Origin of the sequence: Candidatus Electronema sp. JC, from assembly GCF_048287365.2 — a bacterium.
Lineage (GTDB): Bacteria > Desulfobacterota > Desulfobulbia > Desulfobulbales > Desulfobulbaceae > Electronema.
Genome location: NZ_JBLWEM020000028.1, coordinates 33,166 through 55,172 on the forward strand (window position 1 = coordinate 33,166; position 22,007 = coordinate 55,172).

Genomic DNA, 22,007 nt, shown 5'->3' on the forward strand with positions numbered 1-22,007 from the left:
ATTCCTGCCGCCCTCAAGATGACTCCCATGCTCCGGCAGTATCTGGAGATCAAGGCGCAGCATCCCGGCGCTATCCTTTTCTACCGGATGGGTGACTTCTATGAGATGTTCTTCGAGGATGCGGAGATTGCCTCGAAGACTCTGGGCATCACGCTCACATCACGCAGCCGCGAGGATGAGAACCAAGTGCCCATGTGCGGGGTGCCGCACCACGCAGTTGCCAGCTATCTGAGCAAGATGATCAAGGCGGGCTTCCGGGTTGCGGTCTGCGAACAAGTCGAGGATCCGAAGCAGGCCAAGGGCATAGTGCGGCGGGAAGTTGTCCGGGTGGTCACGCCGGGAGTCACTACGGATGAGCAGCTCTTGGACGAGAAGAGCAACACCTTTGTCTGCGCCTTGACTGCCTCGCACAGGGGAGCGAAGTTGCTGGCGATTGGCCTGAGCTTTCTCGATGTCTCAACCGGCAATTTCCTCATCAGCGAACTGCCTGTTGCAGACGGAAGTCACGAGAGCATCATTGATGAAATCACCCGGCTGCGGCCTGCCGAGCTGCTGCTTGCCGAGGACGAAGCCGAGCCGTTGACCGCGCTCACCGAAAGCCTGCAAGCCCTCCTGCCGGGCCTGTGTCTGACCCTGCGTCAGGACAGCAGCTTTGAGGCGCACACTGCCCGTAGCGCCCTGCTCGAACACTTCCGTGTCAGCAGCCTTGCTGGCTTTGGCTGCGAGGGGCTGGACACCGGCATCCGGGCAGCGGGTGGCCTGTTAGCTTATATCCAAGATACCCAGAAGACGGGTCTCTCCTTCATCCGTCAGCTCCGCCTGCTTACCCGCTCAGGTTTCCTGATCATAGATGAGTCCTCGCGCCGCAACTTAGAGCTGACAGAGACCGCTCTTGGCGGCAGACGGCAAGGCTCGCTGCTCTCAGTGTTGGATCTGACCTGCACGCCTATGGGCGCGCGTCTGCTCCGGCAGCGGCTGCTCTTTCCGCTCCAAGACAAGGCCCGGATTGAACGGCGGCTGGAGGCGGTGGCTGCCCTGCTTGCAGACAGCGTGCGGCGGCGTGATATGCAGGAGTTGCTCAAGGGCGTGTACGACATGGAACGCCTGTGCAGTCGCCTGGTGCTCGGTCATGGCAACGCCCGCGACATGGCGGCTCTCAAGCTCTCCTTAGCCTGTTTACCGGAGCTGAAGAAACTGCTGCTGAACACGCCTGCCAGCCTGCTGCATGAGACCGGCACAGCCTTGGATCCGCTCTTCGACCTGCATGATTTGATCCACCGTGCTGTCCGGGATGATGCGCCGGTGACGCTCCGTGAGGGCGGTCTGATTAGGGAAGGCTTTCATGCCGAATTAGACGAGCTGCTGCACCTCCTCCGTGACGGCAGGCAGCTGATCGCCGCACTGGAGGCCAAGGAGCGGGAACGCAGCGGCATCGCCAAGCTGAAGGTAGGTTACAACCGGGTCTTTGGTTACTACTTTGAGGTCAGCCGCGCCCAGCAGAAAGGCGAGCTGCCAGCCTACTTCATCCGCAAGCAGACCCTGGCTAACGCCGAGCGTTTCATCACCCCTGAACTGAAGGAACTGGAGGAGAAGATCAGCACAGCAGAGGAGCGTCGGCTGCTGCTCGAATACGAGCTGTTCCTTCAGATCAGGGAGCAGATCTCCGCCCAAAGTGAGCGGCTGCTGGCGACCGCGCACGAGGTGGCCCGCGCTGATTTCTACCTCAGTCTGGCTGAGGCCGCAGCCCGGTATCAGTACAGCAGGCCGCAGGTCAGCGAGGGCGACGCGCTCTGCATAGTTGAGGGCCGTCACCCGGTGATCGAGCGGAGCATGGAGGCGGGCAGGTTCGTCCCCAATGACGTGCTGCTGGATCAGAGCGAGCAGGAGCTGCTGATCATCACTGGCCCGAACATGGCGGGTAAATCAACTGTGCTGCGGCAGACCGCCCTCATAGTGCTCATGGCGCACATTGGCAGCTTTGTTCCGGCGGCGCAGGCGGAGATCTGCCTTGTTGACCGCATCTTCACTCGCGTGGGTGCAATGGACGATCTGCGGCGCGGCCAGTCCACTTTCATGGTCGAGATGAACGAGACGGCCAACATCCTCAACAACGCCACCGAGCGCAGCTTGGTCATCCTTGATGAGATCGGGCGCGGCACGTCAACATACGACGGACTGGCCATTGCTTGGGCGGTGGCTGAGGAGCTTGCCGACAAGAACGGACGCGGGGTGAAGACCATGTTCGCCACGCACTACCACGAGCTGACTGACCTCGCGCCCACGCACCCGCGCATCAGGAATTACTCCATCGCCGTGCGGGAGCACAAGGGCAGCATCATCTTCCTGCACAAGCTGGTGAAAGGAGCGGCGAGCCGCAGCTACGGCATCCAAGTCGCTGCGCTCGCAGGTGTGCCCAAGCAGGTGGTGCAGCGGGCGCAGGAGATCCTGACCAACATCGAGCGGGGCGAGTTCACGCCGACTGGCGAGCCGAGCATTGCGGTGTCTGTGCGGAAGGCGAAACGCCAGCAGGCGAACTCCTGCCAGCTCTCCCTCTTCCCAGCCAAGGAGGACTGCCTGCGCCAGCTGCTCAAGGAGGTGGACCCGGACGAGCTGTCTCCCAAGCAGGCGCAGGAGCTGGTTTATGCGCTGGTGGAAGAGGCGATGAAGCGGGGGTGAGAAACACGTTACGGCACCTGAATTCATCAGGTGCCGCAACGTGTTTGTTTTGCAGGCGGTTACGTGAAGAGCTGCCGCTGCTTATTAGCGTCGGTTCCTTCTAACTGCGGCTGCTGGTTATAGCTATACTTATCTTCAAAATCATTTAAATACATATCATATAATTCTTGATAAGTAAGCTTGTAGCCAGCAGCCTTGATAGATTCTATGGCAAAGTATGTCATGGCACCATGATATTTGCCTTTGATTGCAGCATCGAATGAAGATTGCATACGTTTACATCCACTGAGCAGTATTTCCTTCATCTCCGATTCTGGATACTTGCTTTTCTTTATGATAGAAGTTATCTCAGGGGTTTCCCTTGCTGAATTAATTGCTCTAAACCCAAGCCACTCAGGAGGAAGCAAACGAGGCCGCCGATCATCTGGGGGTACAATAGATGATGGTTGCGCTTTAATAATAGCCTTTGTAACTGTAGCAGAATGGCAGGAGTCTGAAATCACCGTTAGCTGCACATCTGCTGGAAGATCGTAGAGAAGTTCTCTGATTTCATCATCTATCAGCAGATTATCTTTGCAATCGTATGGGCAAATTGCTTGATCATACTGACCCATCCATACTGTTTTAATCTCATCGTCATCGTTATCAATGACATAAGTGCCGTGCGACGAGTTTGTAAACACCAGAACATCTCCAGCTTGCGCCCCGAGAAGAAGGTTCTTCAGCCCTTCAATCATCTTCGTCTTCGTTGCTTGATCATCGAGCAGCAAGGTTACGTTTGCAAAATCATAATGATTAACAAGAAGATCAGCCCAAGCCATAGCATCATTCACGCAACCTCTAAGAGAAATATCCTTCCCATCTAAAACAGGATATTTATTGATGCCTACACATAATGCTTTCTTTGACATTGCGTTCTCCTTTTATATAGTTTGTTTTGCAGCTAATTAGCTGTAGCTAAATCTTGTCGGTGTGCAGAACCAGCATCACCATACAAGACAGCACTACATCCCGTCAACTCTCCCCATTCTTCTAAGTCGCAGATTGTTTCTTTCCTGGCCTCCATAAAGGCAAGGCCAACATTTTCATGTTCAAACAAGGTGTTGTAAAATACTCTTGTAAAAGCTGTGGCTCCGCTGTCAGTGACTGGCCAGAAATAGCCAGCATACGCGGAAACTCCGACGGTCAAAAAAGCGGCTGCCAAGCCATTCGTTTGATTTTCTTTGGAGACAAGCCGCTGACCTTTTTTAGCACCGCTCGATTCACAAGCACTGCTAAAAACAAAGCAGGGTGGCGCATTCTTCCACTGTAGTGTCAACACGTCATCCGCAGAAAGTTCTCCATCCGCAAAACGCAATGCGCTGAGACCTGGATTATCCTGATTTAGAAAACCATGTCCACCAAAATGAAGCATATCGTAATCTCCAGCAGCTATTTTCTCCTTGAAATTGCTTAATGTAGCCTGTTCTCGGACAATCATGTCAACCTCAACCTGAAATCGGCCTTGCTGTCCTGTTAATTCGTGCAGCGTAGCAATATATTTTCCTTCAGCAGGAGAAAGATCAGATGTTGGATTAATAACAGCAAGAATACGGACAGTAGAATCCTGCTGCAAGGGATTACGACCTTCCCTCAAAAGCATACGCGTAGTGACAAGACGACCAAAAGGAACCTTGTCAAGAGCAAATTTTTCCGAAGCAAACCCTATAAGCTCCCAAGGGATGCTCATAATTGTTTCATCAATATTAAATAAAATCGCTGTAGGATTTATGCGTTCAAGAACTTTTTCGCCTTCAGTTCCAATGAAAGTTTTATAGAGACACTCGCCAATTTCCTTGAGCAAGCTGTTGGCTTTCTTTAGAGTGAGGCCTATATTCTTGCTCCATAAAAATAAATCGCTAGTCGAATTGATAATATATTCTTTGATCTTCCAGTCAACAATCACATTCTGCTGCCAAGTAATTCCTGTACCCTCTTCGTGAATGGAAACAAGAAAATCCAATGACTGGCCTGTGTCCGGCAAGTCAGGCCGATAACGGGCTATAGAGATATGAATTATTCTTGGCATCTCCTGCCGTCCTGCGCTGTATCCTCCAAACATCACGCTCTGTATCTCCCGCTATTTTTTTGATTAAGGCCAAAATCAAGATGCTCCCTACCTTCTACGGGAAACCGCCTTGGGATGTCAAGAAATATGTATTAGCTGACAATTAAAAAAGCTGTAGATCGAGCGGAGCATGGAGCCGGGCAGGTTTGTCCCGAATGACGTGCTGCTTGATTGCGGAAGAGCAGCTCGCCGAATTCCTGCGCCGAAACCAAGTCCTTGCCGCCCTCCTCGTCCTCAAAGAGCAGCCAGCCCTGCTGCTTGTCCGCTGCCGCGCCGCCTGCCTTGGTGAACTCACCTTTCCCGGCTGCGCTCAGGCTGCTCTCGCTGGCAAAGGTGCCGTGGCCGTCAAAGTGGATGATGTCAATCTTGGGCCGCCGCTCATCCCGCAGCCGCTGCCTCAGAGCCTCCAGCGTAGCCGGGTGGAGAAACTCCACCTCCACCCGTGCCGAATCCTGCTGCTCCAGAGCGGAAAGCACGGCCTCAGCATCGCCGCGCGGGTTGATGAAGCCAGCTCCCTCCGGCCTGCTGACGATAAAGAGCAGATGCAGCACAGACTTGGCAGCGCGTGGCTTCGGGCTGCGTCCCTGCCCTGCGCTCGGCAAGCCCCGGCGGATGGAGATAGGCGGGTTCTCGTTGAAGAGATAGGAGCCGCCCGGCGTGGCCAGCAGCTCCCACGGCAGGGCCAGCACAGCTGGGTGATCGGCAGCAATGCTGAGGACGCGGCCTTCTTCCGCAGTGTCCAAAAAGCGGTCGAACAACTTGGCTGACTTGCGGTCGCTGTCGAATACAGCAGCGAAGAGCGCAGCTCCCCATTCGGGCAGCTTTGCCTTTACTGCGCCGGCCCGCTCATCGTCCGGCTCGGCAGCATAGCTGGTGCCGTAGTCTTCCACGTACCAGCCGAGTTCTTTCAGGTCGTCCTCATTCAACGGACTGATGAACTGAGCTGGCTGGCTGCTGTCCGGGTTGGCTCCGAACAGAGAAACCATGACATGGGCGGGATCAGGGAAGGTGAGGCGCAGTTCGAGGGGCATGGTGGAAGCTCCTGTGGCAATGGGATGGCGGCGATGAACAATAACTATACCCTGCGCACCGTCCGGCGGCAATCAGCCTGGCCTTGGCAAAGGCAAAATCCTTGTCCGGCCACGAGCACTCTGGTGCTCGGAATGCGGACAGGAGAGTGATCGTTTTCCAACCACTCTCCTGTTCGGTTTACGATCACTCTGGTTATCGTCAGACGACCACTCTCCTGATCGTAAAACAACCACTCTGGTGCTCTTGAACAAGGGTCAGTCCTCCTCGCAAATGACCGTGCAGTTAAGATGCAGGACAATCACCACAAGGGCCACGCCCAGCACCTGCAAGGCATTGCCAGAATATCCCATTGCCACAAGGATTGCGCCGAAGGACTCCAGCACGCTCTTGCTGCTCAGGTCGCGGTATCGCTGCCACTGCGCATACAGCACCCCGCCTTCCTCGCAAAGGTCGCGCCGGGCCGCCTGTTTGAACCGCAGCCAGAAGCTGCGCGGCTCCTCCTTAGTGACAGAGGCAATCACCTGCCACTGCGCAGGCAGGCGTTCGGGGATGTCCTGCTTGCCGGGTTCGTCGCCTTTGTATTTGGCATCTGCTGATGCGTCACGCAGCTCGGCAAGCTGCTGGTCAATCTGAAGGGACAGGCTGGCAAGCTGTTCCGAGGTGAAGGGGCTGGGCATGGTATGTCCTCCTGCAACGAGCAGCGTCGTCAGCCTTTTTTGAGCCAGTAGAATTGATAGGGCGGCAGGATCAGCTCATTTTGGAAGCAGTGCGGCGGTCGGCCTGTGACTAAATCAATCATCTCCTCGTGACGGCTAAAGCCGTGCCCCTCCAGCAGGCGGATGTCAGCCGCCTGGGCGCTGCGGTCGAAATTGACGATGACAAAGACCGACTCATCCGGCTGCTGGCCGACGCGGATGAAGCTGAAAAGGCGGTCGTTGCGCAGATCGGTTAGCTCCCGGTTGTTGAAGTCGGCAAAGGCGGCGATCTCCTTGCGCACTGCGATCATTTTGCGCAGCCCTTGAAAAATGGCGTGTTCCGGTGCGCCTGGCTCGTTCCGCCGGGCCAGCGCGTCCCAGTTCAGGCGGGGACGGTGCATCCAGCGGCTGTCGTCGGCCTTGTTCGGATTGCCGGTGTAGCTGAAATCGTTGAAAGTGCCGACCTCGTCGCCGTAATAGAGCAGGGGAATGCCGCCGAAGGAGAAAATCAGGCTGTGCAGCAGCAGTATCCGCCGCACGGCGAAGTCGATCTCCTGCGCCTCCTGATGGTTCACCGCGTATTCCAGCCCGGCCAAGGAGGCCAGCGTTCCGGAAACCCTCGCGTCGCCTGTTTTCTGGTTGTAGCCGAAAATCCGGCCAGCGGCGCGGGAGCCTTCAAAGCTGCCGGTCAGATAATCCACTAAAAATTTGCGGTGCTCGCGCGGCTCGTAGCCTGCGGCCCGGATGTCCGCGTCGTCAAAGCCGAAGCCGATGTCGTCGTGGCAGCGGATGTAGTTCAGCCACGTGGCCCGCTCCAGCTTGTCCGGCAGGCTTTTGATGGCATGAGCCAGCAGCCTGCTGCTGTGGGTGGCCGCCGCGTCCCAGAGCAGGGCCATGAAGGTGGCATTGTAGGCAATTTCGCATTCTTTGGCAACGACTGCGTCCTCGCCGAAATACTTGATCACCTCCAGCGGGGCGACAATGGCCTCGGCGATGAAAAGCAGGCCGGGCGCGACCACTTGGCAGCAGTCCTTGAAGAGCTGAAGGACCAGATGGGCCTCCTCCTGGTTCTGGCAGGTGGTGCCGAGTTTCTTCCAGAGAAAGGCCACTGCGTCCAAGCGGACGATGTCCGCGCCCTGATTGGCCCAGAAGAGGATGACATCCAATATCTCCAGAAAGACCTGCGGGTTGCCGTAGTTCAAATCCCACTGGTAGTTATGGAAGACCGTCATCACCCATTTCTGCATCGCCTCGTCCCAGGTGAAGTTGCCCGGATCAGTGTCCGGGAAAACTTCGGGCATGGTCTGCTCGAACATGTCGGGAAGGTTGCGGTCTTCAAAAACAAAATAATACTCCTGAAAGCGGAGGTCGCCCTGCCGGGTCCGCTCCGCCCATTCATGCTGATCCGAGGTGTGGTTGACCACCACGTCCAAGGCCAGCAGGATGCCCTCCTGCCGGAAGGCTGCGGCCAGCTCGCAGAGGTCGTCCAAAGTGCCGATCTCCTCGTTGACAGCCCGGAAATCGCTGACCGCGTAGCCGCCGTCGCTTTTGCCCGCAGGGCTTTTGAGGATCGGCATGACATGGACCAGATTCACGCCCAGCTCCGTCAGATAGGGGATTTTCTCTTTCAAATGCTGAAGATTGAGGGAAAATCCGTCCACATACAGGGCCATGCCCACCCATTTCTGATGGAGGAACCAGTTGTGATCCTGCTCGCGGGCGATGTCGCTTTCCTGAAGCTCCGCAGGCCGGTCCAAGTAGTTCCGCGCCAGCACTTCGACCAGCTGGAGCATGTACTCCTCAAAATCAGGCCGCCTGCCGTAGAGGCGGCTGAACAGGCTGTGGATGGCGTAGAAATTGGCGCCCAGCCGGGTGTAGAAATGCCGCAGATCCCGTTTGTGGAAATCGGGCTGCATCTGATTGAGAATTTTGTTCAGCAGGGAGTGGGCGATTTGCTCGTACATGACTTACTGCCAGGATTGAAGATGCTGTTGATAAAAGGCCGGATCCGCGCTCACCGCGCCCTGAATGCCGACCACGGCGGCGGCGAACTGCTGCGACCGCCGCAAGGTCTCGGCCAGCGGCCAGGAGCGCAGCAGGCCCAGCAGCAGCACCGAGGCGAAGGCATCGCCTGCGCCCACAGTGTCGGCGACCGCCGCCGGTTTGTCAGGCCGGACTTCGAGCAGGGCGTTGTCCGGGCCGATCGCGACCGCGCCTTGGCTGCCGCACGTCACCACAATGCCTTCAAAAGCGAAACGGGTTTTGAGCTGGCGGGCGCGTTCTTCCATATCCCTGCCTTCGGCAATCAGAGCCAGCTCCTTCTCGTTCAGCTTGAGCCAGTCCAAGCCGTCCAAGAGAGCAAGAACGCTGTCTTTGCTCCAGAACGGCTGGCGGAGATTGATGTCCGCAAAAAGTTTGCCTTGGTGCCGCTGCCGCAGCGCATGAAAAATTTTTCGGTTGTGCGCTGTCCGCAGGGCCAGCGTTCCGAAATAAAGCCAGCCTTGGCTGCGTTCCGGCAGAACAGCGGCAGGAATGTTGTCATAGGCCTGCTGCTCTTCAATGGTGTAGGACGGCTCGCCGCCGACAAACTGCACAGTCACTTTTCCGGTGGGATATCCGGCAGCTGCGCCAAGATGCCTGCGGCTCATGCCCCAGCTCTCCATCCGTTCGGCGATGATCTGGCCCGCGTCGTCATCGCCCACAGCTGAAATCAGCTGCGGCGCCGCGCCGAAGGCGGTCAAATTCCATGCCACATTGAAAGGCGCGCCGCCAAGAACCGCCGCGCCGCCGGGAAAGGTATCAAACAGCACTTCGCCGAATATCCATAGATCAGGTGCGGTCATCAGAAAATCCTTTTGCAGATGAGCAGATTCCACAGCAGGGGGCTGCTGCGGACCGACGGCGCGGCTGCCGCTGAATTGGCCGCGCCGACATCGGAAATTATGTAAAAATAATGAGTTGACAAGTCGCGTCGAACGTAGCAAGCAGAAAAGCTGCATGGTCTAAAACAGAAAATATCGCTAAATTGAATTATTGTCAATATGTTTTAGTTGAAAAATAATTTCAGGTTGATCAGCGCAGCTAAATAAAGAGAATGATTCAATAGCGATAATAGAGCTGTTATCTTTCAGATAATGTGTTTTACACGATATGTTGCCCTGTGATCATTTAAATGAAATTATTCATTCAATTTTCAATGTAAAATATTCTAACGACAAAATTATTTTTTATATAAAAAATCAATCATAAAATCATTGCTGTCTCGACAAAAATTACTATAAAAAACAATGTATAAATTTTTACAATTAAAATTTAAAAATTAAGACCGCTGATCTTTAGATTATTTAAAAATACTGACAACTTAATCCTTTGGTTGTGCAGCTGCAACCCTCAAAGCAAAAAATCCCGCAGAGATTTTATCCCTTTTGAAAAAAGGCAGGTTATAGTCCGCTTTCTTGTTTTTCCAGCGCGCCGAAACGGATCTTTTGGTAAATTCAAATAAAACATATTGTTACAAAGTTAAGCCTCAATGTGCGTTGCAGCTGGAAATGCCACGACGTGGCGAAACAGTCTTGACTGCGCAAGGTGTTTTGTGGTATACAACTATCTTCAGGTGAAATTTTATTGATCAGCTCTAAAAGAAAGTTCAACGGAGACATGCGAAATGAAAAAGCTGGTGATTCTGGGTGCAGGCTGCGCAGGAACAATGGTTGCCAACAAACTGCGCAAGCGGCTGGACCGCAGCGAGTGGTCCATCACAATCATTGACAAAGACGACAGGCATGTGTATCAGCCCGGTCTGATTTTTGTTCCCTTCGGCATGTACAAGGCCGAGGATCTTGTCCGCCCCCGCAGCGAGTTCATCGGCAAAGGGATCAACTTTATTGTGGATGAGATCGTCGCTGTGGATACGGCAACGCAGACTGTGGAGACCACAGCAGGCAAGTACGAGTACGACAAGATCATCGTCTGCACCGGCGTGACCATTGCGCCGCAGGAAATTCCAGGCATGATGGAAGGCTGGCAGACCAAGATATTTGATTTCTACACCTTGGAAGGCGCGGTGAATCTGGAGAAAAAGCTGCGCACCTTCAAAGAAGGCAAGATGGTGCTCAACATTGCCGAGTTCCCCTATAAATGTCCGGTCGCGCCGCTGGAATTCGTCTATCTGGCTGACTGGTATTTCACCGAGCGGGGCGTGCGTGACAAGATAGACATTCACTTTGTCACCCCGATGACTGGTGCCTTCACCAAGCCCAAGGCCTCTGCCTACTTCACCAAGGTCATGAAGGAGAAGAACATCAGAGTCACCGCTGAGTTCATTCTTGCTGAGGTTGACAGCGCGAACGGCAAGCTGATTTCCGCAGCTGGAGATGAAATCGAGTGGGATCTGCTGGTGTCCATTCCGCCCAACGTCGGCGCGCGCTATTTGGTCAACTCCAAGGTCTCCATGGATGAAGTCGGCTATGTGAAGACCAACAACCACACGCTGCAGGCGGAGCACCACGAGAACATGTATGTGCTCGGCGACAATACAACTATCCCCACCTCTAAAGCTGGTTCCGTCGCCCATTTTTCCGCCGAGATCATGGTCGAGAACTTCATGCGCGAGATCAACGGCGAGCCAGTCCGCCCTGATTACGACGGCCATTCCAACTGCTTCATCGAGACCGGCTTCGGCAAAGCGTCCCTGATTGACTTCAATTACAAATACGAGCCGCTGCCCGGCAAATTCCCGCTGCCTGGTCTGGGGCCGTTCTCCCTGCTGGGCGAATCTAAGACCAATCACTGGGGCAAGATGATGTTCAAATGGGTCTATTGGAACAAACTGCTGACCGGCGAGGAGCTGCCGCTTGAGGCGCAGATGTCTCTGGCAGGCAAAGTTCAGGATTGAGGGGGCCTGTCATGACCAATGAAGAGAAGATTCTCGCCCGCCTCGATGAACTCACCGAGGAAGTGCGGGAAGCCAAACGGGCGGTCAGGCCCTATGCGGAGCTGAAGCAGGAGCTGGAGCCGCTGATTCATTCCATCGTGCGTGAGGCCACAGACCGCCTGAGCGGCTTGGACAAGCGCGTGGATTTGGAGGAAGTCGGCGACATGGTCGGCCAGTCGCTGGCATCGAGCAAGAATATTGCCGATGCCATCAAGACGCTGGACAGCATCATGGAGTTCAAGCGGGATGCCGCGCCTTACGCCAAGGACATGTTTCATGAGCTGACGCTCCGTCTTCAGACGGCCCTGCACGGCTTTGAAGGAGAGAACTTGCAGGAGCTGCTCAGGCAGTTCATCGTCAACATGGGCAATATGGCCGAATTGATGAAGATGCTCAGTTCCTTCATGGACATGAAGCGGGATGCGTCCCATCTCAGCGGTCAGGTTTTCAACGATCTTGTTGAACGCTTGGACAGCCTGAAGAAACGCGGCTTAGTGGACGATTTTGAACAGATGATGGCGATTGGCGAGCGGGTCAGCGCGAAGATGAAGACGATTGACCTGAACAATGCCAAACCAGTCACCGGCATTTTCGGCATGATGTCGGCCCTGAAACGCAAAGAAGTGCAGGAAGGGCTGGGCGTGCTGATCGAGCTGGCGACCGTTGCGGCGGCGTTGAAAGAGCCAGCCAAAGCGGCTTGATTAGACCTCTTGCGTAAGCCGCAACTTGGGCAGGGGCGAAAAATTTTTCGCCCCTACATCGAACACATGCTTGGCGCAGCCACTCAGCACAGGGGCAGTTATGCCAGAGGTCTATTGTTGCAGCTTCGCCCGGAACATGAAATACACCGCCCCAACCAAGCAGAGGCCCGCCCAGAGATAATCCAGCTTCAGCGACTCCTTCAGATAGAAGACGGAGAAGGGCAGGAAGACCGTCAGCGTGACCACTTCCTGAATGATTTTGAGCTGACCCACGCTCAAGACCGTGTGGCCGATGCGGTTGGCCGGAACTTGGAGAAGGTACTCAAACAGGGCGATGCCCCAGCTCAACAAGGCCGCGACTATCCACGGCCTGCTGTGCAGCTCCTTGAGGTGAGCGTACCAAGCGAAGGTCATGAAAACATTGCTGCACGCCAGCAGGAGGATGGAAGTCAGGACTGGACTCATCGCTTAACGCGGCTGCCAGAGCAGGAAGGCCTTGATGAACTGATCCAGCTCGCCGTCCAAGACTGCGTCCACATTGCCGACCTCCACGCCGGTGCGGTGGTCTTTGATCAGCCGGTAGGGCTGAAGGACGTAGGAGCGGATCTGGCTGCCCCAGGCGATGTCTTTTTTCTCGCCGTGCAAGTTTTCCTGCGCCTGCAAGTTTTCCTGCTGCTGCTTGTCATAAAGCTTGGCTGTCAGCATTTTCATCGCCATTTCCTTGTTGCGCAGCTGCGAGCGCTCGTTCTGGCACTGCACGACAATGTTCGTCGGCAGATGCGTGATGCGGATAGCCGAGTCTGTCTTGTTGACATGCTGGCCGCCTGCGCCGCTGGAACGGTAGGTGTCTATGCGCAGGTCTTTCTCGTTGATGTCTATCTCGATGGTGTCATCTAATTCCGGCAGCACCATCACTGAAGCAAAGGAGGTGTGGCGGCGGCCCGATGCGTCAAAGGGCGAAATCCGCACCAAACGATGGATGCCGACCTCGGAGCGGGTGTAACCGTAGGCGTTCTTGCCGCTGATCAGCACCGTGACCGATTTCACACCGGCCTCGTCGCCGGGCAGATAATCGAGAATGTCAGCCTTGAAGCTGTGCAGCTCGGCCCAGCGCAGGTACATGCGCAGCAACATGCTCACCCAGTCCTGCGATTCCGTGCCGCCCGCGCCCGCATGAACCGTGAGCAGGGCGTTGCAGCTGTCGTGCTCGCCGTCAAACATGCACTCCAGCTCCGTGGCCTCGACCTCCGCAGCCAGCCGCCCCAGCGAGGCCTCGACCTCGTTCAGGGCCTCCGCGTCGCCTTCCTCAAGTGCCATGTCCAAGAGCAGCTCCGCTTCTTCAACATGCCGATAATGCAGCTCCCAGCCATTGACCACATCTTGCAGCTGGCCGAGCTGCCGCTGCACCTTCTTGGCGTTGTGCTGATCATTCCAGAAATCCGGCTCCAGCGACTCTGACTCCAAGCGTTCAATGTCCAGCTTTTTGCTGTCCAAGTCAAAGATGCTCCTTCAGCGCGAGCATTTTGTCTTTCAAGGCCTGTATCTTCTGCCGCAGTTCCGCAGTTTCGGTCAAATCAGCCATTGTTCCGCTTTCTCCTGAAAATTTAATTTAATCCTGCCTGCCGAACATCTGCTCGTAGGCCTCATTGCGCATCTTCGCCATCCGTTTGACGGTGAAGCTGCGCTCCTCGTCTAACTGGTGGCGGATGATGTATTCATCGCGCAGCAGCGCCGCCACTTTGGCTGTGCTGAAGCCGCCTTCGGTCTTGAGCTTGCCGCTGGCCTTGCGCACCGAATACTGCCACGTGCCGTCGCCGCACTGGCTCACGCCGATGTAGTCATTCTGCCTGTTCACAGCTGACCGCCTCCGCCGCTCCGGGCCTGCTTGCGCCGTCCGATGTCCAGCTGCCAGCGGCCAAGCAGCAGCAGCCCGGTCAGCGCAAGGCAGCAGGCGCCGAACCAGTGGCCGATGCGGACGAAAAAGGTCTGTCCGGTCAGCAGGGCGATGCTGTTGTCAGCCAGCACCGCTTCATGGAACAGCCCGGACTGACTTTTGACCGCGCCGGTCGGCTCGATGATGCCGCTGATGCCGGTGTTGGCCGCCCGGAGCAGGCTGCGCCGGTTTTCCACCGCCCGCATCACAGTCATGGCCCAGGAATGGTGCGGCGCGCTGGTGTGTCCATACCATGCGTCGTTGGTCAGATTGATCAGCAGGTTCGCGCCCTCCGCCGTGGTTTTCCGGGCGATTTCCGGAAAAATGGATTCAAAGCAGATCAGTGTTCCCGCTCTGATCCGCTCCGCCGCCAGCGGCTTGGAGGAGCTGCCGGAAGTGAAGTCGCCGAGCAGCTCGACCAGCGGCCTGACAAACCAGAGATATTCACGCAGAGGAACGTACTCGCCAAACGGCACTAAATGCTGCTTGCTGTACCGGTCAACCATTTTGCCGCTCCGGTCAAGCAGAATGGCGCTGTTGAAGTATTCCACCGGCTTGAGATTCTTTTTTTCTCCGCTGTCCGGCGCGTCCATCTCAACCGTGAAGAAAGGCGCTCCGGTGATCAGCTGAATTTTATTTTTATCGACAAAATCGCGCACCCGACCCATCAGAGGGTCGCGGTGAGGATAGAAAGGCAGGGCGGTCTCCGGCCAGACCACCAAATCCGGCTTCATCCCTTGACTGAGCAGCTGTTCAGTCAGAGCGATGTAGCGTTCCACAGTCGTCGTTTTCTGGGCAGGAGACCACTTGACGCTTTGCTCAATATTGCCCTGCGCCGCCGCCGCCGCCGCCTGCTCCGCTTCAGCCGCCTCAAAGGCCACCTGCCGGTAGCGGAAGGTGGAGTAGCCGCCCGCGCTGTAGAGGCAAAGGCAGACCATGACCGCCAGCAGATATTCGCGTTTGGCCGTTTTCACAGTCGGACGGCGGAACAGCTGCTCCATAATCCAGAGCAGAAGGGCGTTGATCTGGACAATGAAAAAGGTGATCAGATGATGCCCGCCCAAGTCAGCGGCCTGAATCAGCAGCGGCTGGCTGGAAAGGCCGTAGCCGAGGTCCATCCACGGCAGGCCGGTGAAGAGCCAGCCTCGTGCCACGTCAAGGCCGACCCAGGCCGCAGGCGCGGTGAGCAGGACAGTGACCGACAGCGCCCTGCCGCTGTCCGGCCTGCCGGTCAGCCGGTTGAAAATAGCGCAGAACACCGCTGTGTAGGCGGCCATGTAGGCGGCCAGCAGAACAAGGACAGCCAAGGCCGCCGCGCTGTGCAGACCGCCGTAGCGCTCCATCACCCCGCTGATCCAGTAGAAAAGGCCGAGATGATACAGCAGGCCCGAAAACATGCCCATTCCGCCGCTCTTGGCCGGAGGCAGCCGCCGCGCCGCCCAGAGCAGCGGAATCAGGGCGACAAAAAGCAGCGGCCACCAGCCGGTCAGGCCGGGCATGGCCAGCGTCAGCAGCAGGGCCGAGGCAGCCGGAGCGGCCAGCGTCAGCAGTCTGTTCGGGGCGTTCTCGTCGCTCATGTCTTGCGGATTCTCACTGTGCGGACCCGGCGCGGGGTCGCGGTCAGCACTTTGAAGGTCAGGGGCGGCGCGGTCACGCTCTCGCCCTGTTTCGGCACCCGGTTGAGCAGATGGATGAGCAGGCCGCCCACCGACTCGTAGGGGCCGTCCGGCAGCAGGCAGTCAAAATGCCGCTCCACCGCCTCAATGTCAATCCGCGCGTCCACGGCCACGGTCTGGCTGTCCACCTCCAGCATCAGCTCCCGCTCGCCTTGGTCGTATTCGTCGTCAATCTCGCCGACGATCTCCTCCAACACGTCCTCCAAGGTGATCAGGCCCCGGACGCTGCCGAACTCGTCGGTGACAAGGGCCATGTGGTTCTTGCCGGACTGGAAATCGCGGAGCAGCTCGGTGATCGGCTTGGATTCGGGAATCAGCTCCGGCGGGTTGAGCTGCTCCTCCAGCGTGGCTGCGGTGCCGCCGCTGCGGCTGAGGATGCGGAGCAGGTCTTTGGCATGGACGATGCCGACGATGTTGTCCGGGCTGCCGCTGTAAATCGGGATGCGGGTGTAGCCTTCCTCGCAGATCAGGCGGCTGATCTCCTCCACCGAGCTGCTGAGGTCGGCGGAGATGATTTCCGCCGCCGGGGTCATGATCTCCGAAGCCACTGTAGCCCGGAAATTGAAAATAGAGTTGATGAGCTGCTCTTCATGGCTGCTGATCAATCCGTGCTCCTCGCCGTCCTCCAGCAGCTCCTGAATCTCATGCTCCAGCTGCTGGGCCGTGTCCGGCGAGGAGCGGAACAAAGGCCGCCGTAGCCGCTGCCAGAAAGATTTTTCCTTCGCTTCCCCCTCGTTCTCGCTCATGGTCTCCGCTGTCATCCTCCCAGATGTCGAAAATAAATCCGCTGCCGTCTGTCCCGGCCATTATAGCATGAGCGGCCCGGCCCGGCGATGAGAAATCGCCGCCTGCTCAGGGAACGATTTTCGTCATCTGGGAAATTTTGCCGATGGCGACGAAGTTGTCGCCCTCCTGAAACAGCTCGTCAGCCTTGGGGATGTACTCATAGCGCTTGCTGCCGTTGCGGCGCACAGCGATGATCTGAATGCCGAAGGTGTTGGTCAGGTTCAGCTCGATCAGGCTTTTGCCTGCCCAGCGTTTGACGGTGAACTCCTTCACCGCCATGGAGCGGTCAAAGGAGAGATATTCAATGAAGCCGGGCATGGCGATGCGGCTGGCGATCTGCTTGGCGGCCATGAATTCAGGAATCACCACGTCGTCCGCGCCGATCTTGTGCAGCAGCTTCTCGTGATCCTTGTTGGTCGCCTTGACCCAGACCTTATGCACGCCCAGCTCTTTCAGATACATGGTGATCATCACGCTGGCGGCGATGGAGTCGCCGACGCTGACCAAGACATGCTCCAGATCCTGGATGCGGATCTGATCCAGCGCCTCGCGGCTCATCGCGTCCGTCTGCACAACCTGAGTCAGAACATGCTGCGCGTTCTTCACTTTTTCCGGGTCGCTCTCCACGCCCAGCACCTCGTGGCCGAGCGCGACCAAGGTCTGGCCGAATTTGAGGCCGAATTTGCCCAGGCCGATCACGCCGATCTGCAATTTCATCGCTCCGCTCCCTCCTCAGCCGATGGACAGCTTTTCCTCTGGCCGGGAATATAAAAGTTTGGTGCCGAAAGACTGCACGGAACTCAGCAGGACCAGCGGGCCGAGCCTGCCGATGAACATCAGCAAGATAATGATCACCTTGCCCAACGGCGAAAGTTTGGGGGTGAGATCAAGGCTCAGGCCGGTGGTGCCGAAGGCGGAGACCGCCTCGAAAAACAGCTCAAGAAAGCGGCCCTGCCCCTGCCTGCTGGCCGCGCCGCCGCTTTCGGTGAAGCTGAGGGCGATGAGGCTGAAAAAAATGATGGCCACAGAGAAAAAGAGCAGGGTCAGCGCGCTGTTGACAGATTCCCGGTCCACGGCGTAATGGCCGATGACGATCTGATGCCTGCCCCGCAGCTGCGCTTTGATAAAGGCGTGCAGGACCCGGAAGGTGGTCACTTTGATCCCGCCTGCGCAGGAGCCGGGCGCGCCGCCGATGAACATCAGCAGAATCATGAACATCAGCGAGCCGCTGGTCATGCTGGCGATGTCCATGGTGTTGAAGCCTGCGGTGCGGCAGGTGACAGATTGAAACAAGGAGGCCAGCACTGCGTTCTGCGGCGGCAAGGAAGAGCTGCCGAAGAAAAATTCCGCGCACCAGATGCAGAACGCGCCTGCCGCCGTGAGGAAGAGCGAGGTTTTAAGGACTATGCCCACATGCCAGGCATCCTGCGGCGGCAGTTTCTTCCTCCTGAAGCGGAGCAGCGAGCCAGCCTCAAGGAGGACGGAAAAGCCTAATCCGCCCAGCACAATCAGCAGGATGACAGTCAGGTTGACCGCCCAGCTGCCCTGCCAGCGGCTGAGGCTGTCGGCGTTGAGCGAAAACCCGGCGTTGCAGAAGGCCGAGACCGCATGAAACAGGGCGTGAAAAGGCGGAAAGCCCTCCGGGTCGCTGAGAAAGAGCAGCAGCGCGCCGCAGAGTTCAATCAGAAAGGCGACAGCAAAGACCTGGATGAGGAATCTGCCGAGATGAAAGTTGGCGTTGTTGAGGATGCTCTGGCCGACTGCGATCTTGTCGGTCATGGAGACCCGTTTCTTCCACAAATACAAAGCCAAGGTCGAGAAGGTCATGATGCCGAGGCCGCCGCCCTGAATCAGGAGCAGGATGATGGCCTGGCCGCTGCGGCTGTAGGCTGTGCCGGTGTCCACCACAGCCAAGCCGGTGACGCAGACTGCTGAGGTCGAGGTGAAGAGCGCGTCGAGAAAGGAGACCCGGCCCGCTCCGCTGCTGAAGGGCGCGTGCAGCAAGACCGCGCCGAGCAGGATGGCGGCGGCAAAGAACAGCACTGGCAGCGAGATGGGCGTGAGTATCTTTTTCAGTCTTCGGTGCAAGTTCATGCGCGTCAGCAGGGCGGCGGATGGAAACACGGTCTGTCCGCCCCAGAATAGCAAAAAAACAGCTTGCAGGAAACAAATTTTGAACGCGCGGCTGGGCAATGGCGATGTCAGCTCCTTTTTGGCATGTCATCATCCGGGGCCTGACAGCTATCCTCCTGCGTTTTTTAAAAATACAAGAAGACGGCGGCGGGCCGCCGCAACGCGGGGAATGGCCGGCATGGCCTCAAATCAGGCCAAAAGACCGGCGCTGTCATCTGAAGCCTGCATCTCGGCCAGAAAAAAACTTGCCCCGGCTTGACATGGCAGCCGCATTGGAGTATTTGTGTGACTGCATCAATATTACCAATGCGTGTCAGATATTATTCCTTGAAGGAAGCAGTCATGCATATCTCTGAAGGTGTTCTTTCCGCGCCGGTGCTGATCAGCGGCGCAGCGCTGGCCGCAGCCGGAACAGTCCTCGGCCTGCGCCGCCTTGATTTTGAAAGCATCATGCCGACAGCGCTGCTGGCCTCGGCCTTTTTTGTCGCCAGCTTAGTGCATGTGCCCATAGGCCCCGGCTCCGTGCATTTAGTCCTGAGCGGCCTGCTCGGCCTGACGCTGGGCTGGGCCTGCTTCCCCGCCATCCTTGTCGGCCTCTTCCTGCAAGCGGTCTTCTTCCAATTCGGCGGCCTGACCATCTTGGGCGTGAACACCGTGACCATGGCCGCGCCCGCCGTGCTCTGCCGCTATCTGTTCCGCCGCTGGTTAGACAAGCCGGGCACCCGGCCCGGAGCCGCCTTTGCCGCAGGCTTTCTCGCGATTCTGCTCTCCTCGCTGCTCACTGCCTTGGCCCTCGCCTTTTCCGACGAAGGCTTCCTCGCCACCGCGCAGACAGTGATCGCCGCCAACGTGCCGGTGATGGTCATTGAGGGCTTCATCACCGCCTTCATCGTTGGCTTCATAGCCAAGGTGCAGCCGGAAATCCTACAGCTACGGAGCGCGTCATGAACCGCCTTGCTCATCTCGTCGTACTGCTTGCTGTCCTGCTCCTGCTGCCGCCCGCCGCGCAGGCGCATAAACTGAGCGTCTTCGCTTGGCCGGAAGGCGGCGAGATTCGCGGCGAAGTCAAGTTCAGCGGCGGACGCAAGGCCAAGAATGTCCAGATTGCGGTGCAGAACGCGGCAGATCATGCCATGCTGGCGGAAACCGCCTGCGACGAGAACGGTGCCTTCCGCTTCGCCCTGCCGGAGCAGGCCCTGCAAGCTCGGCCTGATCTTCTGATTGTCGCCAATGGCGGCGAAGGACATCGTGGTGAATGGCTGCTGGAGGCCAAGGACTACGCCCCGGCGGTTCCGGCAGGCTCGGTTCCGACAAGCTCGGTTTCGACAGGCTCAACCACCGCCGCCGCTGCTGTTTCTTCCGGCCTCAGCGAGCAGCAGATCCGGCGCGTCGTAGCTGAGGAGATGAGCAAGGCGCTGTCGCCTGTCCGTCAGAGTCTTGCGGAAAGCCTTGACCCCGAACCCACCCTGCGCGACATCCTCGGCGGCATCGGCTGGCTGATCGGCCTAGCTGGTCTCGCCGCCTGGGCGCAGAGCCGCAGAATGAAGCATTCCTGAACGCGCGGGCCGCCGCAGCGGCAGCCCGGCCTTTTGCCAACGCACCAACATCAACCAAGGAGCAGAACAATGCAGATCAAAGCCGCAGCCATGACCGCCGCCCTCCTCGCCCTGCTGACCGGCGAGGCCCTCGCCCACTTCGGCATGGTAATCCCTTCGGAGAACATCGTCACCCCGGAGAAGAAAACCATCACTGTGGATGTCTCCTTCTCGCATCCCTTCGAGATGATTGGGATGAACATGGTCAAGCCCAAGCAGTTCCAGATGATATCCGGCAGTGACAAGATCGACTTGCTGCCGCAGCTCAAGGAGGGCAAGGTCATGGAGCATCAGGCGTGGACAACAGACATCGCCATCAAGAAGCCGGGCGTGTACAGCTTGGTCATGGAGCCGGAGCCGTATTGGGAGCCTGCGGAAGACCTGAGCATCATCCACTACACCAAGACTGTCATTGCCGCGTTCGGCGATGATCAGGGCTGGGACGAGCCGGTCGGCATCGCCACCGAGATCGTGCCCATGACCCGGCCTTTCGGCAACTACGCGGGCAACAGCTTCAGCGGCAAGGTGCTGCTCAACGGCAAGCCGGTGCCGGGCGCGGAAGTTGAGGTGGAGCTGTACAACAAGGACAAAAAATTCACGGCGCCGAGCGACTACCACGTCACTCAGGTGGTCAAGGCTGACGAGAATGGCGTGTTCACCTTCGCCTGCCCGCAGCCGGGCTGGTGGGGCTTTTCGGCCCTCAATGAGGCGGACTACAAGCTGAAGAACCCAGCTGGCGAGGAGAAAGGCGTGGAGCTGGGCGCGGTGCTGTGGATCTACCTGGATGAGTACAAGAGCAAATGAGGAAAATGAAGGCAACATTGTTTTCCGTGCCGCAGTGGATCTACCTGGATGAGTACAAGAGCAAATGAGGGTCGGAGCTGAAACATGCGCAGGGGCATACACTCCGTATGCCCCTGCGCAAGCTGCCGGTATGCCCCTGCGCATACGGACGGCATGGGCAGGCGCATACGCGACCCCGCACGGGCGGTCATGACCTTTGAGCAGTTCAGTGCGGGCCGCTCGCTCCTGCATCAGGCTGACCCGCGCGGCAAGCTGATCAGCGCGGGCGTTCTCAGTCTGATCTTCGCCCTCTGCCAGCAGCCGCGCACCGCCTTGGCCGGACTGCTGCTGGCCCTGCTGCTGACAGCGGCGGCCCGGCTGCACTGGGCCGCAGTGCTGCGGCGGCTGCTGGTGGTCAACAGCTTCAATGCCCTCCTGCTGCTCCTGCTGCCACTGACCTATGGCGGCGCGGAGACAGTGCGCTTTGTCTGGTTCGATCTCAGCCTGAGCGGCCTGCGTTTAGCCGCCTTGATCACTGTGAAGAGCAACGCGGCAGTGCTGCTCTTCATCAGCCTGCTGTCCACCTCCACAGTAGCCCGGCTGGGGCAGGGTCTGCAAGCCCTGCGCCTACCGCAAAACCTTTGTCTACTCCTCCTCTTCTCCTACCGCTATCTCGGCCTGATCCACGAGGAGTTCCTCCGCCTGCGCCGCGCCGCCGCGCTGCGCTGCTTCCAGCCAAGCACCAACCTGCACACCTACCGCACCTACGGCCACCTGCTTGGCATGGTCATCGTGCGGAGCTGGAACCGGGCGGCGCGAGTGCAGCAGGCCATGGCCCTGCGCGGCTTCTCCGGCGCCTTCCGCAGCCTGCATGTGATGGAGCTACGCCGCAGCGACGTGTTGCTGACCGGCGCTTTGCTGCTGGCGGCCCTGCTGCTGGCCGCCCTGGAAGTGTAA

At 57.7% G+C, this 22,007-nt stretch carries 20 protein-coding genes; 7 read left to right on the plus strand and 13 right to left on the minus strand.

Annotated elements, in window-relative coordinates:
- Positions 1-18: 18 nt before the first annotated feature.
- Positions 19-2,676: a DNA mismatch repair protein MutS gene (gene mutS / locus ACNKH3_RS04425; RefSeq protein WP_420208405.1), complete on the plus strand. Its 2,658-nt coding sequence runs from the start codon at positions 19-21 to the stop codon at positions 2,674-2,676.
- 59 nt (positions 2,677-2,735) lie between these two features.
- Here mutS and ACNKH3_RS04430 read toward each other — a convergent pair whose 3' ends face one another.
- From ACNKH3_RS04430 to ACNKH3_RS04455, 6 genes are all read right to left on the minus strand, one after another.
- Positions 2,736-3,587, minus strand: a complete 852-nt coding sequence (locus ACNKH3_RS04430) for a caspase family protein (RefSeq protein ID WP_420208385.1) — start codon at positions 3,585-3,587, stop codon at positions 2,736-2,738.
- 32 nt (positions 3,588-3,619) lie between these two features.
- The gene (locus ACNKH3_RS04435; RefSeq protein WP_420208386.1) at positions 3,620-4,777 is read right to left on the minus strand and encodes a CHAT domain-containing protein; all 1,158 of its coding nucleotides are present in this window, start codon (positions 4,775-4,777) and stop codon (positions 3,620-3,622) included.
- Positions 4,778-4,875: 98 nt separating this feature from the next.
- The gene (locus ACNKH3_RS04440) at positions 4,876-5,814 is read right to left on the minus strand and encodes a CHAT domain-containing protein (protein ID WP_420208387.1); all 939 of its coding nucleotides are present in this window, start codon (positions 5,812-5,814) and stop codon (positions 4,876-4,878) included.
- A gap of 255 nt (positions 5,815-6,069) precedes the next feature.
- Positions 6,070-6,492, minus strand: coding sequence for a hypothetical protein (locus ACNKH3_RS04445; protein WP_420208388.1), 423 nt, complete (start codon positions 6,490-6,492; stop codon positions 6,070-6,072).
- A gap of 29 nt (positions 6,493-6,521) precedes the next feature.
- The gene (locus ACNKH3_RS04450) at positions 6,522-8,474 is read right to left on the minus strand and encodes an amylosucrase (protein ID WP_420208389.1); all 1,953 of its coding nucleotides are present in this window, start codon (positions 8,472-8,474) and stop codon (positions 6,522-6,524) included.
- Between the two features lie 3 nt (positions 8,475-8,477).
- Complete coding sequence (locus tag ACNKH3_RS04455) at positions 8,478-9,353, minus strand: PfkB family carbohydrate kinase (protein WP_420208390.1); 876 nt, start codon at positions 9,351-9,353, stop codon at positions 8,478-8,480.
- A gap of 821 nt (positions 9,354-10,174) precedes the next feature.
- Here ACNKH3_RS04455 and ACNKH3_RS04460 point away from each other — a divergent pair.
- Both ACNKH3_RS04460 and ACNKH3_RS04465 read left to right on the plus strand, forming a co-directional pair.
- Entirely contained in the window at positions 10,175-11,404 is a 1,230-nt protein-coding gene (locus ACNKH3_RS04460) for an NAD(P)/FAD-dependent oxidoreductase (RefSeq protein WP_420208391.1), read from the plus strand.
- Positions 11,405-11,415: 11 nt separating this feature from the next.
- Complete coding sequence (locus tag ACNKH3_RS04465; RefSeq protein WP_420208392.1) at positions 11,416-12,144, plus strand: DUF1641 domain-containing protein; 729 nt, start codon at positions 11,416-11,418, stop codon at positions 12,142-12,144.
- A 111-nt stretch (positions 12,145-12,255) separates the two neighbouring features.
- Here the strand turns inward: ACNKH3_RS04465 and ACNKH3_RS04470 are convergent, their stop codons facing one another.
- From ACNKH3_RS04470 to ACNKH3_RS04500, 7 genes are all read right to left on the minus strand, one after another.
- Positions 12,256-12,609 carry a DMT family protein gene (locus tag ACNKH3_RS04470; RefSeq protein WP_417916670.1) on the minus strand — a complete coding sequence of 118 codons (354 nt, stop codon included), beginning with the start codon at positions 12,607-12,609 and terminating at the stop codon, positions 12,256-12,258.
- Positions 12,610-12,612: 3 nt separating this feature from the next.
- A protein-coding gene (gene prfB / locus ACNKH3_RS04475) for a peptide chain release factor 2 (protein ID WP_417916669.1) occupies positions 12,613-13,726 on the minus strand; the annotation gives its coding sequence in 2 pieces (ribosomal slippage) (positions 12,613-13,641 and positions 13,643-13,726; 1,113 coding nt in all).
- Between the two features lie 27 nt (positions 13,727-13,753).
- Complete coding sequence (locus tag ACNKH3_RS04480; protein ID WP_417916668.1) at positions 13,754-13,999, minus strand: hypothetical protein; 246 nt, start codon at positions 13,997-13,999, stop codon at positions 13,754-13,756.
- Complete coding sequence (gene lnt / locus ACNKH3_RS04485; RefSeq protein ID WP_417916667.1) at positions 13,996-15,654, minus strand: apolipoprotein N-acyltransferase; 1,659 nt, start codon at positions 15,652-15,654, stop codon at positions 13,996-13,998. Before lnt ends, ACNKH3_RS04480 begins: the two co-directional genes overlap by 4 nt.
- Positions 15,651-16,499, minus strand: a complete 849-nt coding sequence (locus ACNKH3_RS04490; RefSeq protein ID WP_417916666.1) for a hemolysin family protein — start codon at positions 16,497-16,499, stop codon at positions 15,651-15,653. The genes lnt and ACNKH3_RS04490 overlap by 4 nt, the downstream gene beginning before the upstream one ends.
- 106 nt (positions 16,500-16,605) lie before the next feature.
- Positions 16,606-17,256, minus strand: a complete 651-nt coding sequence (locus ACNKH3_RS04495; RefSeq protein WP_417916665.1) for a potassium channel family protein — start codon at positions 17,254-17,256, stop codon at positions 16,606-16,608.
- Between the two features lie 15 nt (positions 17,257-17,271).
- Entirely contained in the window at positions 17,272-18,633 is a 1,362-nt protein-coding gene (locus ACNKH3_RS04500; RefSeq protein WP_420208393.1) for a TrkH family potassium uptake protein, read from the minus strand.
- Between the two features lie 381 nt (positions 18,634-19,014).
- Between ACNKH3_RS04500 and cbiM the strand changes: the two genes are divergently transcribed.
- The 4 genes from cbiM to cbiQ all read left to right on the plus strand — a co-directional run bounded on the left by cbiM (position 19,015) and on the right by cbiQ (position 22,007).
- Positions 19,015-19,620: a cobalt transporter CbiM gene (gene cbiM / locus ACNKH3_RS04505; protein WP_417916331.1), complete on the plus strand. Its 606-nt coding sequence runs from the start codon at positions 19,015-19,017 to the stop codon at positions 19,618-19,620.
- Positions 19,617-20,228, plus strand: coding sequence for a hypothetical protein (locus ACNKH3_RS04510; protein ID WP_417916332.1), 612 nt, complete (start codon positions 19,617-19,619; stop codon positions 20,226-20,228). Before cbiM ends, ACNKH3_RS04510 begins: the two co-directional genes overlap by 4 nt.
- Before the next feature lie 69 nt (positions 20,229-20,297).
- Positions 20,298-21,071 (plus strand): DUF4198 domain-containing protein, encoded by a 774-nt coding sequence (locus ACNKH3_RS04515; RefSeq protein ID WP_417916333.1) that lies wholly within the window; start codon positions 20,298-20,300, stop codon positions 21,069-21,071.
- 153 nt (positions 21,072-21,224) lie between these two features.
- On the plus strand, positions 21,225-22,007 hold the full coding sequence (gene cbiQ / locus ACNKH3_RS04520; RefSeq protein ID WP_417916334.1) for a cobalt ECF transporter T component CbiQ: 783 nt from the start codon (positions 21,225-21,227) through the stop codon (positions 22,005-22,007).

Coding starts and splice junctions, on each gene's coding strand:
- ACNKH3_RS04470 (WP_417916670.1), bottom strand. CDS start 12,609: ATGAGTCCAGTCCTGACTTCCATCCTCCTGCTGGCGTGCAGCAATGTT.
- ACNKH3_RS04510 (WP_417916332.1), top strand. CDS start 19,617: ATGAACCGCCTTGCTCATCTCGTCGTACTGCTTGCTGTCCTGCTCCTG.
- ACNKH3_RS04460 (WP_420208391.1), top strand. CDS start 10,175: ATGAAAAAGCTGGTGATTCTGGGTGCAGGCTGCGCAGGAACAATGGTT.
- cbiM (WP_417916331.1), top strand. CDS start 19,015: ATGCATATCTCTGAAGGTGTTCTTTCCGCGCCGGTGCTGATCAGCGGC.
- ACNKH3_RS04455 (WP_420208390.1), bottom strand. CDS start 9,353: ATGACCGCACCTGATCTATGGATATTCGGCGAAGTGCTGTTTGATACC.
- ACNKH3_RS04440 (WP_420208387.1), bottom strand. CDS start 5,814: ATGCCCCTCGAACTGCGCCTCACCTTCCCTGATCCCGCCCATGTCATG.
- ACNKH3_RS04515 (WP_417916333.1), top strand. CDS start 20,298: ATGCAGATCAAAGCCGCAGCCATGACCGCCGCCCTCCTCGCCCTGCTG.
- mutS (WP_420208405.1), top strand. CDS start 19: ATGACTCCCATGCTCCGGCAGTATCTGGAGATCAAGGCGCAGCATCCC.
- ACNKH3_RS04445 (WP_420208388.1), bottom strand. CDS start 6,492: ATGCCCAGCCCCTTCACCTCGGAACAGCTTGCCAGCCTGTCCCTTCAG.
- cbiQ (WP_417916334.1), top strand. CDS start 21,225: ATGGGCAGGCGCATACGCGACCCCGCACGGGCGGTCATGACCTTTGAG.
- ACNKH3_RS04430 (WP_420208385.1), bottom strand. CDS start 3,587: ATGTCAAAGAAAGCATTATGTGTAGGCATCAATAAATATCCTGTTTTA.
- ACNKH3_RS04500 (WP_420208393.1), bottom strand. CDS start 18,633: ATGAACTTGCACCGAAGACTGAAAAAGATACTCACGCCCATCTCGCTG.
- ACNKH3_RS04435 (WP_420208386.1), bottom strand. CDS start 4,777: ATGTTTGGAGGATACAGCGCAGGACGGCAGGAGATGCCAAGAATAATT.
- lnt (WP_417916667.1), bottom strand. CDS start 15,654: ATGAGCGACGAGAACGCCCCGAACAGACTGCTGACGCTGGCCGCTCCG.
- ACNKH3_RS04450 (WP_420208389.1), bottom strand. CDS start 8,474: ATGTACGAGCAAATCGCCCACTCCCTGCTGAACAAAATTCTCAATCAG.
- ACNKH3_RS04490 (WP_417916666.1), bottom strand. CDS start 16,499: ATGAGCGAGAACGAGGGGGAAGCGAAGGAAAAATCTTTCTGGCAGCGG.
- ACNKH3_RS04465 (WP_420208392.1), top strand. CDS start 11,416: ATGACCAATGAAGAGAAGATTCTCGCCCGCCTCGATGAACTCACCGAG.
- ACNKH3_RS04495 (WP_417916665.1), bottom strand. CDS start 17,256: ATGAAATTGCAGATCGGCGTGATCGGCCTGGGCAAATTCGGCCTCAAA.